The sequence below is a fragment of the Bacillus horti genome, from assembly GCF_030813115.1.
GTDB lineage: Bacteria > Bacillota > Bacilli > Caldalkalibacillales > JCM-10596 > Bacillus_CH > Bacillus_CH horti.
On sequence record NZ_JAUSTY010000024.1, the window covers coordinates 55,032 to 69,266 of the forward strand.

The following is a 14,235-nucleotide window of genomic DNA, read 5'->3' on the forward strand; positions in this document are numbered from 1 at the left end:
GCTAAGTATTTTTCATCCCCAGTATAGCGCCACCACCTGTTCGGTTTAATGAGGAGGAGCTGGAATGAGTAAAGGCGACCGTAAGGCCGCCAAGGAAATTTCAGTATGAAGAAATATCATTTGAACTAGCTTTCTTCTCAGCTACCAAAATGGCTTCCTTTTCATCCTCCATAAAGTCTGTTGTCCAAAAGGTTGCATTTTTGATTCCAAGCTTTTCTGGGTTAAAAATAGGATCTAAACCTGCTCTCTTCTGTTGCTCATAGTCACGTAGCGCTTTAAGGGCGGGTTTCATCAGCAAGAGGATGGCGATTAGGTTTAACCAAGCCATGCTGCCAACTCCAATATCACCAAGAGCCCAAGCTAGGTCAGCTTCCCGAATACAGCCATATAGTACCGCTGCTAAAATTCCTATCTTTAACACAAACTCTAACCATTTCTTACGTTTCTTTGACATAATATAGGCTAAATTAGTTTCAGCCATATAGTAATAGGCCATGATTGTAGTGAATGCAAAAAAGAGTAGAGCTATAGCTACAAATGGAGCGCCGAATCCAGGTAAAGCTGATTCAACGGCTTGCTGAGTGTAGGCAGGTCCAGCCTCCACTGCACCAGCGTTCATTACAAGCGCTTCTTGCCCATCGGGTGTCACATTATACATGCCTGTTATTAAAATCATAAAAGCGGTAGCGGAACAGATAAAAAGTGTATCTATATATACCGAAAAGGATTGAACCAGTCCTTGTTTAACTGGATGTGTGACCCTAGCAGCTGCAGAGGCGTGAGGAGCAGTTCCTTGTCCCGCCTCATTGGAATAGATTCCTCTTCTCACTCCCCAAGCAATAGCGGACCCTAGGATTCCCCCAAAGGTTGCATCGACTCCAAAAGCACTGTTAATGATAAGCATAAAAACCTCCGGTATCTGGGCGTAATTAATGCCAACAATAACAAGAGCAATGAGGATATAAGCAACGGCCATAAAAGGCACGACAACCATAGCAGTGTTTGCAATCCGTTTTATTCCACCAAGGATAATGATTCCAAGAATGAAAATAAGGATAAGTCCAGTCCATAGCGGTGTGATATTAAACGCTTCCTCCATGCTTGAGCCAATACTGTTTGCCTGTACACCAGGAAGGAGTAGGCCCGTTGCGATAACTGTCACAATGGCGAATAAAATGGCGTACCATTTTATATTTAAGCCTTTTTCAATGTAAAAGGCTGGTCCCCCACGATACTGCCCATCTAATTTAGTCTTATATATTTGAGATAAGGTAGATTCGACAAAAGCAGATCCTGCTCCTAAAAAAGCGATAATCCACATCCAGAACACAGCCCCTGGTCCACCATAAGCAATCGCCGTAGCTACCCCTGCGATATTACCTGTTCCTACTCTCCCGGACAGAGCTAGAGATAAAGCCTGAAAGGAAGAGATCCCTTCCTTTGAGCTCTTCCCGGCAAACATGAGCTTTACCATTTCCTTTAAATGTCTGACCTGAGAAAAACGAGTTAGAATAGAAAATAAAAGCCCAGCTCCTAGACATAAAATAATTAAAGCGTTACTCCAAATAATACCGTCTAACCATGCCACGCTACTATCAAGCCATTCGAACAACCATGCCACACTACTTTCAAGCCATTCTAATATTCCTGTCATAAATGCCCTCCATTTCAAAATTAGTTAAATATTCATAATTATATACCAAACAGAAGTATTGAAAAACATATATTATAAATATTCGAAAAAATATATTGAATTCTGTATGTATGAGGTCCTAAAGGATAAATGATAGTTTATCTCCTCCTGAGGGAGGGAAGTTTGTTATCAAACAGTCCTAAAGGAGGAGATCTTTATTTATGTCCGCTGAAGCTATGGGAGCAAGCTTATTAATCCTAGGAGTCTTTTTACTGCTTGGTATGTGGATACGTATTGTGACGCCTCTTTTTCAACGTTTATTCCTACCTACTTCTATTATTACTGGCTTATTACTACTATTACTTGGACCAGAGGTATTCGGAAGAATTATACAAGCTATGGGAGGGGAAGGGAGCCGCTTAGCAGAAGGTCTATTTCCTGAATTTATGCTAGATACGTGGGAATTGCTTCCTGAGCTGCTTATCAGTGTGATTTTTACTTGTTTGTTTTTAGGCAAAAAAATACCTAGTCCTAAAAAAATGTGGTCTATCGCTGGACCGCAGATTACATTTGGACAAATGATGGCGTGGGGACAGTATACGTTAGGGATCCTGTTAGCGTTACTAGTTTTAGGGCCATTTTTTGGCTTGCCCCCTGTTGCGGGAGCATTAATTGAGATTTCATTTGAAGGAGGACACGGAACGGCAGCAGGTCTGGCAAATACGTTTGAACAGGTAGATTTTGCCGAGGGTGCTGATATGGCTCTTGGATTAGCGACGGTAAGTATGATTAGTGGAGTTATTATTTGCATCGCTATTATTAATTGGGGAGTGCGAAAGAATAAAGCGGAGCATTTACGTAGTCCAAGTGAGCTGACAAAAACAGAATTAAGAGGGATTATCCCTGAAGACGAAAGAGAGTCAGCAGGTAAAATTGTCACTCGGGGTGAAGCGATTGAAACCCTCACTATCCATTTCGGGGCGATAGGAGTGTCAATTTTAGGTGGATTTTTATTGCTTGAGGGGCTGGTCTTATTAGAAAATTGGCTTTTTGGATCGGATTTTATGACCTATGTTCCGTTGTTTACCTTCGCTATGTTAGCAAGTGTTGCTCTACAAGTTCTCTTAAATAAATTTGATAAAAATCACTTTATTGACCGTAACCTTATTTTACGAGTTCAAGGGTTTTCATTAGATATTTTAATTGTTAGTGCTATGGCAACCCTGTCTTTATCCGTGATTGGAGATAATATTATTCCTTTTATTCTTCTAGCGGTTGTGGGTATTGTCTGGAATGTACTTGTGTTCTTCCTGCTTGCCCCACGAATGATCCCTTCCTATTGGTTTGAAAAGGGGATGGGAGATTTAGGTCAATCGTTAGGAATGACGGCTACAGGTCTATTATTACTTAAGGTCACCGATCCAAAAGAAAAAACCCCTGCTACGGAAGGGTTTGGATACAAACAGCTGATGTTTGAGCCTATTCTTGGCGGAGGCTTATTCACTGCCTTTTCATTACCTCTTATTTTCCAGTTTGGTCCTATCCCCATTCTTATCCTTACCACCATGTTGCTATTTGGGTGGTTGTTACTAGGACTTTTATATTTCGGGAAAAAGAAGGAATAGACATCAATCTAATCTAAACTTTTCGTCAATCGAAGGCAGGGAAGAGGGTACCTTTTCAAAGGTGAATTCAGGATACCTTAGTCCAGTGAGATGTCCTCCAAAAACACAGCCAGTATCTATATTAACGGTTTTGTTGATCATACGAGGCTGCCTAACAGGGGTGTGACCATAGATAATCCAGCTATCTCCATCATACTCCTGTGCCCAATCCTTGCGAATTGGAAAGCCAGTTTCATCCTTTTCTCCTGTTACATCACCGTATAAGCAAAAGAATTTAACACCTTTATGCTGCTCTCCAATGTAGTCTTTTCGAATCCCGGCGTGTGCTACAATAAGCTGCCCATCATCTAAAGTTAGATACCAAGGAGCACTCTCATAAAGTTTGATAAAGTCCTGCTGCACCTGTTTTTTTGTGTCACGTGGAAGCTTAGATAACTCAGCCACAGTAGTTTCTAATCCATGAGTAATTTGTACATCCCTGCCAAGCAGAAAACGATACAGCTTGTTACAATGGTTCCCAGGGACATACAACGCTTTTTTAGCTCTAACATGCTTTACTACAAAATCTATCATGGCTACAGAATTAGGCCCTCTATCTGTAATATCGCCTACAAGAATAAATAGCCTTCCCTCAGGGTGGAGGTATAAAGAATCTTCTTCCACATACCCAAGCTTGTCTAATAGCTCTATACATTCAGCATAGCAGCCGTGTACATCTCCAATTATGTCGTACATAATTCCTCCAGTTTTAATCAAACATATATTCCTTTGTGCGCATCGAAACATTTAACACGATCCCTATGGCGAGCATATTGGTCATTAAAGCACTTCCTCCGTAGCTGATGAAAGGTAGCGCTAACCCTGTAATAGGCAACAAACCAATCGTCATCCCAATGTTTTGGAAAATTTGAAACACAAGAGCTCCTGCGATTCCGGCGACGAGATAAGAGCCAAAAGGATCATTACACGTTAGGGCAATCTGTACCAAACGATAAATGAGAATAAAAAATAGAGAGATAAGAATGCTTGAGCCGATAAAACCGAATTCTTCCCCAATAACGGCGAAGATAAAATCAGTGTGCACCTCTGGAATCCAGCTATGCTGGGTTGGGACGGTAATTGTTTCAAACTCCTTACCAATTAACTGCCCTGAACCGATCGAATTTAAGCTCATAATTAATTGATAGCCGAAGTTCTGAATGTTTCCTTCAGGATCCAGCCAGCCATAGATACGTTCTAACTGATGATCTCTAATAATTTTGCTAAATAAATCAAAGTTTAGGAAATACAAGAAGATCAATCCTATTATAAAAGTAATAGCACCAGCTGTTAAGGTAAAGAGAATTCTCCAAGAGATTCCTGCCACTAATAGCATAACCGCTACTATACCAATTAAAACAAGCGCTGTTCCTAAGTCAGGCTGGCGAAAGATAAAGAAGAAAGGGACGATGGAAGCAATCGCTAATTGTCCGGTTATGATTAGATCACCACGTAGACTTTTTTCATATTTCTCTTGTGCTTTTACTAGCAGATAGGCTAAGAAAATAATGAGAAATACCTTCATCACTTCAGAGGGTTGAAACGCAAAGTTACCAAAGTCGATCCAACGCTGTGCTCCCTTTCTTTCCACTCCAAAGATAGCAACATAGACCAATAACAACATGCCTACTATATAAAAAGGAATGGCAAGCTGTTTTAATTTACGATAATCAACAAGTAAAGTTCCTCCTGCGATAACGAAGCTTACAGCGTACCAAACGATCTGTTTAGTAAAGTCACTTGAGCCAGTACCAGCCGTTGCTTTATAGATAGCAATTAAGCTAAATCCTGCTAACATTAGAACTATTGTAATCAAGCCATAATCTAACTTTTGATATAACGGTTTTTCATTTTCCATAAATGTGTCATTTCCTTTACTGAGAAAAATATCTATTCGATTAATTTATCTAAAAAAGGTAATCTGCTTATCCTTAAATAGAGTATTCATTTTGCTGGGGAAATATTGCTTTCAATCAGAACAGACCTATACTAAATGATAATACAAAATAGAAGTGTAGGCTAGTCACATCTCTCGAATTAAGATATAATAAAAATCAATTAAGTTTATGACCTAGTATTAAGACTATGTATAAGTATCAACTTTTATCATTTTTATCATCATCTTAAATTTGGGGAGGGTTTTGAATGAATCAGCTTTTAGCCGGAAAATCTTTTGTTATTATGGGTGTTGCTAATAAACGAAGTATCGCGTGGGCCATTGCTAGATCTCTACATGGGGCAGGGGCCAAATTGATTTTTACCTATCAAGGAGAACGCCTTGAAAAAAACGTACAGGAGCTAGCCGACACGTTAGACCGTAATGATTCAATTCTCTTACCATGTGATGTAACAAAGGATGAGGACATTCAGTCGACCTTCAGCAAAATTAAGGATGAAGTAGGAGTTATTCATGGAATTGCTCACTGTATAGCATTCGCAAAAACAGAAGAATTAGAAGGGGAGTTTGTCACAACTTCTCGTGGTGGCTTCCAGCTAGCTCACGATATTAGTGTTTATTCCCTTGTGGCTGTAGCTAATGCAGCGCGTGAGATCATGTCAGAGGGGGGAAGTATAGTTACCTTAACCTATCTAGGTGGAGAACGAGTAGTCTCTAACTATAATGTGATGGGTGTGGCGAAAGCTGCTCTTGATGCGAGTGTCAAATATTTAGCGAATGATCTCGGCAAGGACAATATCCGTGTGAATGCCATTTCGGCTGGCCCTATTCGTACGCTTGCGGCGAAAGGAATTAAAGGCTTTAACAGTATTTTGAAAACGATCGAAGAAAAAGCGCCTCTTCGTAGAACAATTACACAGGAGGAGGTTGGTGATACGGCTTTATTCCTATGTAGTCACCTTTCTCGCGGTATCACGGGAGAAATCTTACATGTCGATGCTGGATTCAATATATTAGGTAACTAATAGGTTTCATCTTAGCTGAGTCGGGGAATATAATAGGTAAAGAAGAAGTTGATAGTTATGGAGGTGTTTGGATGGGCTATTACCCACCTTATGTTCCAGATACGTATCTGCAGACCTTTAGAACGATTCCTACTTCTCGCGTTGCCATCAAGCCGGTCGAACCTATTCCCTACAAAAGGATTGAGCCGAAAAGATGGGAGCAGCAGCTAAGACAACCAGAAGATTTAAAAAAACAAACAGGACTTGGATTAAATTTTGATCAATATATCTAGATCTTGTTGTATACTAGTAGTAGTAAAGCCTCTATGTTAAAATAGGGGCTTTTGGAATTGTAGGGAAAAAGGGAGCAGAGAAGAAATGACGATTCGAAATCGCAGTGTTGTAACGGGGTTTCCTAGAAAAAGAAAGAAAAAATGGTTTACTTTAAAACGATTCATTATCTTCTTAATAACAATTGCTGTTGCTTATATAGCCTTATTCTTAATTGTGGTTCCAGAAAGACCTAATCATTCGTATTTTTCAGGGGTCAATCATCCTATGGTTATTGCTAATCGAGGAGGATTAAGTCTGGCACCAGAAAATACACTTGTAGCTTTTGAAAGAGCTAACGCGCTGAATGTAGACGCTATTCAATTTGACGTTCGTCTGTCACAGGATGGGGAACTGGTTGTCATCCATGATGACACGGTTGATCGAACAACAAACGGTGAAGGAAAGGTGGCGGAAATGACTTTGGCTGAGCTAAAGCAGTTTGATGCCGCACATAGGTTTCCTGGAATTCGGGGAAACTATGAATACCGTGGCCACGGTGTACGGATCCCAACCGTTGATGAGGTGTTTGAAAAGCTAGGGGATATGCACTTTGTGATTGAGATGAAGGACCCTCCGGCACCTGCAGAGGGGGAGCAAGTGTATGATTTACCTGGGCTGTTATGGGAAAGCATTGAAGCTCATCAGATGCAAAAGAAAGTGATCGTTGGTGGGGAGACAAACGCATTGCTAGAGACCTTTAATACATATGCACAGGGACAGGTTGTTCTTACCGCATCTAGGCAGGAAACCACAAGGTTTAATATGCTGCATAAGTTGTTCTTAAATCGGTTGTATCGTCCAAATAGTGATGTGTTTCAAGCCTCAGTGGATACAGGTATTTTTAATATGAAGGATAGTAGAATTATTGATGGTGCACACAGACTGAATATGAAGATGCTTTATTCTGTTGTTAATGATGAAGATACCATCAGAGATCTATTGCGAAGAGGGGCAGATGGAATCATAACAGATCGACCTGACTTATTAATTCGAGTGATGAATGAAATGGGGATTAATCATGAAGAGGATTGACTTACACACACATAGTACAGCTTCAGATGGGACGAATAGCTCTCAGGACAACGTAGCTTTAGCTAAAGAAAGAGGCCTACAGGCGATTGCCATAACAGACCACGATACAGTAAGTGGGGTTGCAGAGGCGTTAGAGGCTGGAGCACGATTGGGAGTTGAAGTTGTTCCAGGGATTGAAATTAGTACTCTTTTAGATGGTCAGGATATTCATATCTTAGGTTATTTTGTGGACTATCTTAACGAAGACTTTCTTGATGAGCTCACTAAGCTCAGGCAGGTTAGAAACCAAAGAAACCAAATGATGGTGGATAGGCTAAAGGAGCTAGGAATTGAAATTACCATAGAGCAGGTGCAGAGCAAACAGACGAAGCCAGGTGGTAATGTCGGCAGACCCCACATTGCTGAAGTTCTAGTGGATTTAGGAAAAGTGAGCTCAATGGAGGAAGCCTTTGAGGTTTATTTAGGGCGAGAGGGGAAGGCGTACGTCAATCCATGGCGCATCCCCCCTAAGGAGGGAATCGAGCTTATTTTACGCTTCGGTGGTGTGCCTGTACTAGCCCATCCAGGTCTATATGATAAAGATGATGAAATAGAAGACTTTGTAGAGGCAGGGCTACAGGGTATTGAGGTCTATCATCCCGATCATTCGGAGCAAGAGGTAGAGAAGTATGAAAAACTAGTAACTAAGCACAATCTTATTGCAACGGGTGGCTCAGATTATCATGGTGTGCGCAATGGAAGTGTCTATCATGGAGAGCTTGGGTCACAGCCAGTAGGAGAAGCTGTCTTAGAGCAGCTGAAAGCTAGACGTAATAAAAAAACATCAAGTGAGTCACAGTAGCTCACTTGATGTTTTTTTTCATTTTGACGTGAACAATACCTGCTTCCTCAAATGGTTCAGATACTGTAGCATAGCCTAATTTCTGATAAAAAGCCTCTGCATGATCCTGAGCATGTAGATAGAGTGTGTGAATGCCACGCTCTAATGCTACTTTTTCAAGCTCCTGCATCATTAGCAAGCCAATTCCCTGTCCACGAAGCTCAGAAAGGACACAAATTCTTTCCACCTTAGCGTCTGTTTCTGAGATAGGACGTAATCTTCCTGCTCCAACGGGAGCTTGCTTGGAATCATAGATCACAAAATGCTCTGAATGATCCTCGTGCTCATCAATCTCTAGCTCAGCTGGAACCTGCTGTTCTTCAACAAACACTTTGTTACGAGCATAAAAGGCATCCTTTAGCTGCTGCTCTGTTTTGACGTGCTGAACCTGATAGATGGTCATACCATTCACCTGCATGTATTAGTTTTGTCTTTAATGATTTTGTTTTAAGGCAAAGGATTGATAGATGCTCCACTTTTTGTCTTCCTGTTGCTCCACAAGATGAAACTGTTGAACGGGAACCGTGTATTCCATTTTTTCTGTGCGAAGTCTAGCGTATACATCTTTAAGCTCATCATCCATCATTTTCTGCCCAATTGTAATATGTGGGACAAAGGCATAGGGTTTCTCATGCTGTAAAAGCTCGCTAGACTGGAGATTTGTATATAGGTCTAAAAGCTCCGAGCTTTCCTGCACAGCAAAGTAAATCACGTTATTGGTCGGCTGAAAATGGCTGACCTTGTTAATAAATAAATCGAACGCTGATGTTTGATCTGCTATAGTTTTTAAATGCTCCACAATAGCTCCTACTTGATTTGACTCAGCATCAAACGCTTCCTTTAACGTAAGATGTGGTGAAATCAGCTTATAATGTGGATCATATCTTTTGCGGTAAGAATTTGCTCGCTCTTGTAAGTCCTGTCCTGGAAAGATAACAATACCTAACCTCATGATAATCCCTCCTTTAATTATGTAAGTATACCAAAACAAAGGTGAATTGCCTATATGATATGTCTCTATTTTCCCCAAATATGTGTCAAAGCATGTAGGAGATCCTCTGACCAATAGGTCCATGTATGGTCCCCCTCAAACTCGCGGAAATAAACGGGAAAACCATGCTGCTCTAAGCGCTCTTTTGCTTCGTGGTTTAATCGAAGTAGATCCATGTTGCCACGTGATGTGCTGACTTCAGTTTCCTGTAAACCAATGCTTAAATAGATAGATAATAAAGCAGGTGAATGAGTATACGCTTCTATCCTTTTATCTAAGTCATCAAAAAAAGCACCAGACTGAGAAACAGCGTAATGAAACGTATGCGGGTAAGCCATCGCGATAGCTAGCGAAGCTCCACCACCAAGACTATCTCCCATAACAGCACGAGCTCCACTAATCGGCTGAGTAGCCAGCTCATGATCAATGAAGGAAACGAGCTCTTCTCCAAAGAAGCGTATGTAGGCCTGATGCCTAGAGCCTTTTGGGCTGTATCGGTCAAAGCGTTTCTTTGAATCTGAGACAGGAACGCCAACAGCAATGCAGCGTTCTATCTTCCCCTCAGCAATTAAGTGATCTAATTGAGTAGCCATTTTTCCTAATGAAAAATAATCATATCCATCCTGTAGATAGACTGTAGGATATGAATATAATGGAGAATAATGCTCAGGCAGATAGATCATCAGTGAGACATCCTCCTGCAAAAAAGAGCTGTATAGGGTACGTTCAATCATCTGTCCTTTTCTTTTTGGCATAAGCTTCATCCTTTTAAAAAAGTATGCAGTAGTCATATTTTATCACATATGCTTGTTCTTAAGCTATGATTAAACATATGTTATCAGATAGGAATTGTCCACCATCGGCTTTTTTTATACGATATGTTAAAATAGAGTATTCTCTCTTCTAACCTAGGTCATGAGCCAACAGGGACATGAAGTGTTAGGAGAGGTTCAAGGAGGGAACCATTATGCAACAAAATTCTAAGCCTGTGCACAGCAAGATTGTGCACCAAGCGGCGGTTCATAAGCTGCTTGAACGAGGTGTTGAAATTGCGGATATAGCAGAGATTGTGTATGAGATGCAAGCCCCTTATTCTCCTAATTTAGAGCTTAAGACCTGTATTGAATCAGTGGAGGCTGTTCTAGAGAAAAGAGAAATTCAGCATGCTATTTTAGTGGGCATTGAATTAGATGTTTTGGCTGAGAAAAAGCTTTTATCTGAACCTCTACAGAGTATTATAGAAACGGATGAAGGATTGTTTGGCTGTGATGAAACTCTAGCTCTTGGATCTGTGTTCGGTTATGGAAGCATTGCTGTGACTACATTCGGTCATTTGGATAAACAGAAAATTGGAGTCGTACAGAAGCTAGATACAAAGATAGGGTCACAGGTGCATACATTCCTAGATGATATTGTGTGCAGTATTGCTGCTAGTGCGTCTAGTCGATTAGCCCACAGAATAAGAGATTTAGAGGAAGCAGCTGAGGAAAGCCAGCAGAATCAGGATCAAGCTGGATAAATGCCCTTGAGTGGGGGATAAATTTATTTGCTTTGGATACACTTATATGGAATCATACGGGTTTAATCTATCATCCTACATGATCGGTAAAACATTAAGCAATGATAACGTAAAGTATAGTCTTAAGGAGCTAGGAGCATGAACTGGATTTATTGGGCTAAATTGTACGATTCTAAATTTCAAGCTAACTGTTTGCGTGTACGCATTGAACAGGACTGGTGGATTCGGGACCACGATGCGCCTACAGATGTGGAAGTGTTTCAGGTCAAAAGCGGAAAGTATGGAGTACGCTTTAGCTGGAATGTCTTGTTCAATGATTTAGATCGTATACAATAATTCCAAATGAGGTTTCCTGCGAACGTATTCTGTTTGCAGGCTTTTTTTGTACTATCATAATTTTATGGTTCCAGGAGGACTTTTTTAGGCATTTTTGTTGAAAAACGGGCATAAAGTACGGTATATTTTTAGTAATAACTTTTTGGGAGAGTGATGAGATTTTGGACAGTATACCCTATGATTCGATGATTTTGTTAGGGGCACTTCTAGTATTTTCAGGTTTTTTTTCAGCATCTGAGACAGCCATTACCGGTGTAAACAAAGCACGTTTGAAAAGTCAGGCGGATGAGAATAACGTCAAAGCTATTCGTTCCTTAGCTATGGCCAATACATTCGAACAAAGTATTTCAACAATTTTGATTGGAAGAAATATTGTAAATATTGCCATGGCAGCCATCGCTACAAAGCTAGCTATGGATTTGTTCGGAAGTACGAGCACGACACTTTTCTTTACGATCCTGCTCATAACAGGGATTGTGCTTGTTTTTGCTGAGATCATTCCTAAGTCATTAATCAAAAGGAATGCAGAAAAATACCTGCTTGCCATATCAGCCTCATTGACAGCAGTCATCAAGCTCTTTTATCCAATTACATGGCTATTTGTTAAGTTTAAGCTTGGCATTAACAAATTGTTCGGCAATACACAAAAGCAGCCTACCGTCACAGATGAAGACGTGAAGGCACTGGTGGAGATTGGGGAAGAGGAAGGGACGTTTCTCACTCAGGAAAAGGAATTACTGCATAACGCTATTGAATTTGACGATATTATCGTCAAGGATATCCTCACCCCTAGAACAGAGGTTGTTGCCGTGTCTATGGACGCGCCGATTGAGGAGGTCAAAGAGCTTTTTATCCACGAAAAATTTTCACGTTTACCTGTCTATGTGGACTCTATTGATAATGTGGTCGGGATTATTTCGTATCGAGACTTTTTCCACAAATATGTGCAAAGAAAGTCCTTTAAGCTGACAGAGATCATTCGCAAGCCTGTGTTCGTTATCTCAACAGCAAAGATTTCTAACCTATTGAAGGAGCTCCAGCTATCGAAGGTTCATCTAGCGATTGCTTTAGATGAGTACGGTGGAACGGCTGGAATTGTTTCTATGGAAGATATTGTTGAGGAAATTGTAGGTGAAATTTGGGATGAGCATGATGAGGGAGAGCTTCTGATTGAGCAGCTATCGGAGAATAAGGTACGTCTAGACGGGAGAATGTCCTTGGAGGATTTTGCTGAGTTCGTGAGCTTTGAGCTACCGGAGACGGCTACACATACGTTGAGTGGCTGGATTACGAATACCTTAGGCTACCTGCCTGTCAAAGGTGAAAGGCTAGATCACGAGCATCTCAGCTTTTATATAGAAGAAATCGGAAAGCGTCGTATTGAGAAAGTGATTGTTGAAATCAAAGAGCAGGCTGTTCAATCAGCTTGAAAGAGTAAGCGAAATTCTCACCATATATAAAATGAGCCAGCCCTAGGGCTGGCTTTTTTTTGTATGATGCGTGCCCAGCAAGCCGTTAATTGCTAGTCGGTGCAAGTCCGATCTAAGTAAGAACCAAGTCGCTTAGTAGCTGACAGGCAACTGGTGGAGTAATCCTAAGGTTGAAGCCCTGTGACAAAGTAATCCCGTTAGGGATGCGAGCAACCTAGCAGGTTGTAACATAAAGTGAATCCTGCCGCCTCGTCAAAAGAAACCTCGTTAGAGGACAAAGGGAAGCTGAGTCTAGATCATTTAGGCGAAAGCCATGGAAGGTGTGAAGATCTTGGAAAGGCAGCACCGAAGAATCCCTCGGGGTAAGGGGAACGACATGCTAGGAAAGTAGGTAACGGAACTGGGGAGACCCTCCTTTGCACTTCCCGTACGGGAAGTAGAACAGACCTATATAAGCCAAAGGTGAAAGTAGGAATGGCAAAGAGGGAGTCGGAGGGGGTCATAGTACTGATGAAGCTAGAGACAACACAACTCTAATGAGGGAAGGACCCCTACTTTGTTCACAAGTTGGAAGGAGGTAAGAGTGAGTGAATGCAAGTAAACTTGCTAACTACACCAACGTAAAAGCTCGAGAACTTTGGACAACTTTATATCTTTGTGCCAAGGAAAATCCTACACGTAGATTTCATGCCCTCTATGATAAGGTCTACCGACCTGACATATTGGCAGAAGCATGGAGAAGAGTAAAAGCCAACAAAGGCAGTGGTGGGATAGATAGACAAACCATTGAGGAGATTATTCACCAGTATGGAGAAAGTAAATTCCTTAATGAGGTTTATCTAGAAGTAAAGCATAAATCCTATCACCCTCAACCTGTCCTTCGCACCTTCATCCCGAAAGGGGATGGGAAAGTCCGTCCTTTAGGAATTCCAACCATCAAAGACAGAGTGGTGCAGATGGCGACCAAGATGGTCATTGAACCGATCTTCGAAGCGGATTTTAAGGACTGCTCATTTGGATTTAGACCGAAAAAGAACGCTCACCAAGCGATGGCTAAGATTCGAAAAGCGAGTAAGAAAGCTTACTGGGTGGTCGATCTTGACATCCAAGGGTACTTTGACTCGATCAACCACGAGAAACTCATGAAACTGGTTGAGATACGAATCAATGATAAACGTATCCTAAAGTTGATTAGGAAGTGGTTAGAGGCTGGAGTCATGGAAGATGATCAGTTCCATGAAACCGAAGTAGGAAGCCCGCAAGGGGGAGTCATTTCTCCCCTTCTATCGAACATCTACCTCAATTACTTGGATACCGTTTGGATGAAGCAGTTCACTCATCTTGGTGAACTTGTTCGCTATGCAGATGATCTTGTCATCATCTGCAAAAGCAAGCAACAAGCTTTGGAGAGTATTCAAGTGATCAAATCCATTATGAGTAAATTAGACCTTACGATAAGCAAGGAGAAATCCAAACTGGTCAATATCTGGGACGACAAGGAAGGCTTTGACTTTCT

General features: G+C 41.2%; 15 protein-coding genes. 9 read left to right on the forward strand and 6 right to left on the reverse strand.

Translation table 11 applies throughout. The features are described from left to right. Nucleotides 1-100 precede the first annotated feature (100 nt). Complete coding sequence (locus tag J2S11_RS20060) at nucleotides 101-1,654, reverse strand: alanine/glycine:cation symporter family protein (RefSeq protein WP_307397662.1); 1,554 nt, start codon at nucleotides 1,652-1,654, stop codon at nucleotides 101-103. Between the two features lie 200 nt (nucleotides 1,655-1,854). Here J2S11_RS20060 and J2S11_RS20065 point away from each other — a divergent pair, with 200 nt between their 5' ends. Further along, a complete protein-coding gene (locus tag J2S11_RS20065) occupies nucleotides 1,855-3,258 on the forward strand; it encodes a sodium/glutamate symporter (protein ID WP_307397664.1) in 1,404 nt (467 codons plus the stop codon). A gap of 3 nt (nucleotides 3,259-3,261) precedes the next feature. On the opposite strand, the gene prpE is transcribed toward J2S11_RS20065, so the two are convergent. Together prpE and rodA are read right to left on the reverse strand one after the other, a co-directional pair. Further along, a complete protein-coding gene (gene prpE / locus J2S11_RS20070; RefSeq protein WP_307397688.1) occupies nucleotides 3,262-3,996 on the reverse strand; it encodes a bis(5'-nucleosyl)-tetraphosphatase PrpE in 735 nt (244 codons plus the stop codon). Between the two features lie 10 nt (nucleotides 3,997-4,006). Then, on the reverse strand, nucleotides 4,007-5,155 hold the full coding sequence (gene rodA / locus J2S11_RS20075) for a rod shape-determining protein RodA (protein WP_307397666.1): 1,149 nt from the start codon (nucleotides 5,153-5,155) through the stop codon (nucleotides 4,007-4,009). A 287-nt stretch (nucleotides 5,156-5,442) separates the two neighbouring features. Here rodA and fabI point away from each other — a divergent pair, with 287 nt between their 5' ends. From fabI to J2S11_RS20095, 4 genes are all read left to right on the forward strand, one after another. After that, nucleotides 5,443-6,219, forward strand: a complete 777-nt coding sequence (fabI, locus tag J2S11_RS20080; RefSeq protein ID WP_307397668.1) for an enoyl-ACP reductase FabI — start codon at nucleotides 5,443-5,445, stop codon at nucleotides 6,217-6,219. 71 nt (nucleotides 6,220-6,290) lie between these two features. After that, nucleotides 6,291-6,491 (forward strand): hypothetical protein, encoded by a 201-nt coding sequence (locus J2S11_RS20085; protein WP_307397669.1) that lies wholly within the window; start codon nucleotides 6,291-6,293, stop codon nucleotides 6,489-6,491. A gap of 85 nt (nucleotides 6,492-6,576) precedes the next feature. Next, complete coding sequence (locus tag J2S11_RS20090) at nucleotides 6,577-7,563, forward strand: glycerophosphodiester phosphodiesterase family protein (RefSeq protein WP_307397671.1); 987 nt, start codon at nucleotides 6,577-6,579, stop codon at nucleotides 7,561-7,563. Beyond that, the gene (locus tag J2S11_RS20095; RefSeq protein ID WP_307397674.1) at nucleotides 7,550-8,404 is read left to right on the forward strand and encodes a PHP domain-containing protein; all 855 of its coding nucleotides are present in this window, start codon (nucleotides 7,550-7,552) and stop codon (nucleotides 8,402-8,404) included. The genes J2S11_RS20090 and J2S11_RS20095 overlap by 14 nt, the downstream gene beginning before the upstream one ends. Nucleotide 8,405: 1 nt before the next feature. Here J2S11_RS20095 and J2S11_RS20100 read toward each other — a convergent pair whose 3' ends face one another. From J2S11_RS20100 to J2S11_RS20110, 3 genes are all read right to left on the reverse strand, one after another. Then, entirely contained in the window at nucleotides 8,406-8,846 is a 441-nt protein-coding gene (locus J2S11_RS20100) for a GNAT family N-acetyltransferase (protein ID WP_307397676.1), read from the reverse strand. Nucleotides 8,847-8,876: 30 nt separating this feature from the next. Next, on the reverse strand, nucleotides 8,877-9,395 hold the full coding sequence (locus tag J2S11_RS20105) for a 2'-5' RNA ligase family protein (protein WP_307397678.1): 519 nt from the start codon (nucleotides 9,393-9,395) through the stop codon (nucleotides 8,877-8,879). Between the two features lie 65 nt (nucleotides 9,396-9,460). Further along, a complete protein-coding gene (locus tag J2S11_RS20110) occupies nucleotides 9,461-10,189 on the reverse strand; it encodes an alpha/beta hydrolase (protein WP_307397680.1) in 729 nt (242 codons plus the stop codon). A gap of 212 nt (nucleotides 10,190-10,401) precedes the next feature. Here J2S11_RS20110 and J2S11_RS20115 point away from each other — a divergent pair, with 212 nt between their 5' ends. The 4 genes from J2S11_RS20115 to ltrA form a co-directional block, all read left to right on the forward strand. Next, nucleotides 10,402-10,953: a phosphatidylglycerophosphatase A family protein gene (locus J2S11_RS20115; protein WP_307397682.1), complete on the forward strand. Its 552-nt coding sequence runs from the start codon at nucleotides 10,402-10,404 to the stop codon at nucleotides 10,951-10,953. Between the two features lie 138 nt (nucleotides 10,954-11,091). Continuing rightward, nucleotides 11,092-11,289 (forward strand): hypothetical protein, encoded by a 198-nt coding sequence (locus J2S11_RS20120; RefSeq protein ID WP_307397684.1) that lies wholly within the window; start codon nucleotides 11,092-11,094, stop codon nucleotides 11,287-11,289. Between the two features lie 161 nt (nucleotides 11,290-11,450). Further along, nucleotides 11,451-12,719, forward strand: a complete 1,269-nt coding sequence (locus J2S11_RS20125; RefSeq protein WP_307397685.1) for a hemolysin family protein — start codon at nucleotides 11,451-11,453, stop codon at nucleotides 12,717-12,719. Between the two features lie 587 nt (nucleotides 12,720-13,306). Then, nucleotides 13,307-14,235: group II intron reverse transcriptase/maturase (ltrA, locus tag J2S11_RS20130; protein ID WP_307397686.1), on the forward strand; the 929-nt coding region annotated here is incomplete at its 3' end.

What these genes read in the sequence shown, in the direction of transcription:
- J2S11_RS20060 (WP_307397662.1), bottom strand. Translation starts at nt 1,654, where the DNA reads ATGACAGGAATATTAGAATGGCTTGAAAGTAGTGTGGCATGGTTGTTC.
- J2S11_RS20065 (WP_307397664.1), top strand. Translation starts at nt 1,855, where the DNA reads ATGTCCGCTGAAGCTATGGGAGCAAGCTTATTAATCCTAGGAGTCTTT.
- rodA (WP_307397666.1), bottom strand. Translation starts at nt 5,155, where the DNA reads ATGGAAAATGAAAAACCGTTATATCAAAAGTTAGATTATGGCTTGATT.
- fabI (WP_307397668.1), top strand. Translation starts at nt 5,443, where the DNA reads ATGAATCAGCTTTTAGCCGGAAAATCTTTTGTTATTATGGGTGTTGCT.
- J2S11_RS20085 (WP_307397669.1), top strand. Translation starts at nt 6,291, where the DNA reads ATGGGCTATTACCCACCTTATGTTCCAGATACGTATCTGCAGACCTTT.
- J2S11_RS20090 (WP_307397671.1), top strand. Translation starts at nt 6,577, where the DNA reads ATGACGATTCGAAATCGCAGTGTTGTAACGGGGTTTCCTAGAAAAAGA.
- J2S11_RS20095 (WP_307397674.1), top strand. Translation starts at nt 7,550, where the DNA reads ATGAAGAGGATTGACTTACACACACATAGTACAGCTTCAGATGGGACG.
- J2S11_RS20100 (WP_307397676.1), bottom strand. Translation starts at nt 8,846, where the DNA reads ATGACCATCTATCAGGTTCAGCACGTCAAAACAGAGCAGCAGCTAAAG.
- J2S11_RS20105 (WP_307397678.1), bottom strand. Translation starts at nt 9,395, where the DNA reads ATGAGGTTAGGTATTGTTATCTTTCCAGGACAGGACTTACAAGAGCGA.
- J2S11_RS20110 (WP_307397680.1), bottom strand. Translation starts at nt 10,189, where the DNA reads ATGCCAAAAAGAAAAGGACAGATGATTGAACGTACCCTATACAGCTCT.
- J2S11_RS20115 (WP_307397682.1), top strand. Translation starts at nt 10,402, where the DNA reads ATGCAACAAAATTCTAAGCCTGTGCACAGCAAGATTGTGCACCAAGCG.
- J2S11_RS20120 (WP_307397684.1), top strand. Translation starts at nt 11,092, where the DNA reads ATGAACTGGATTTATTGGGCTAAATTGTACGATTCTAAATTTCAAGCT.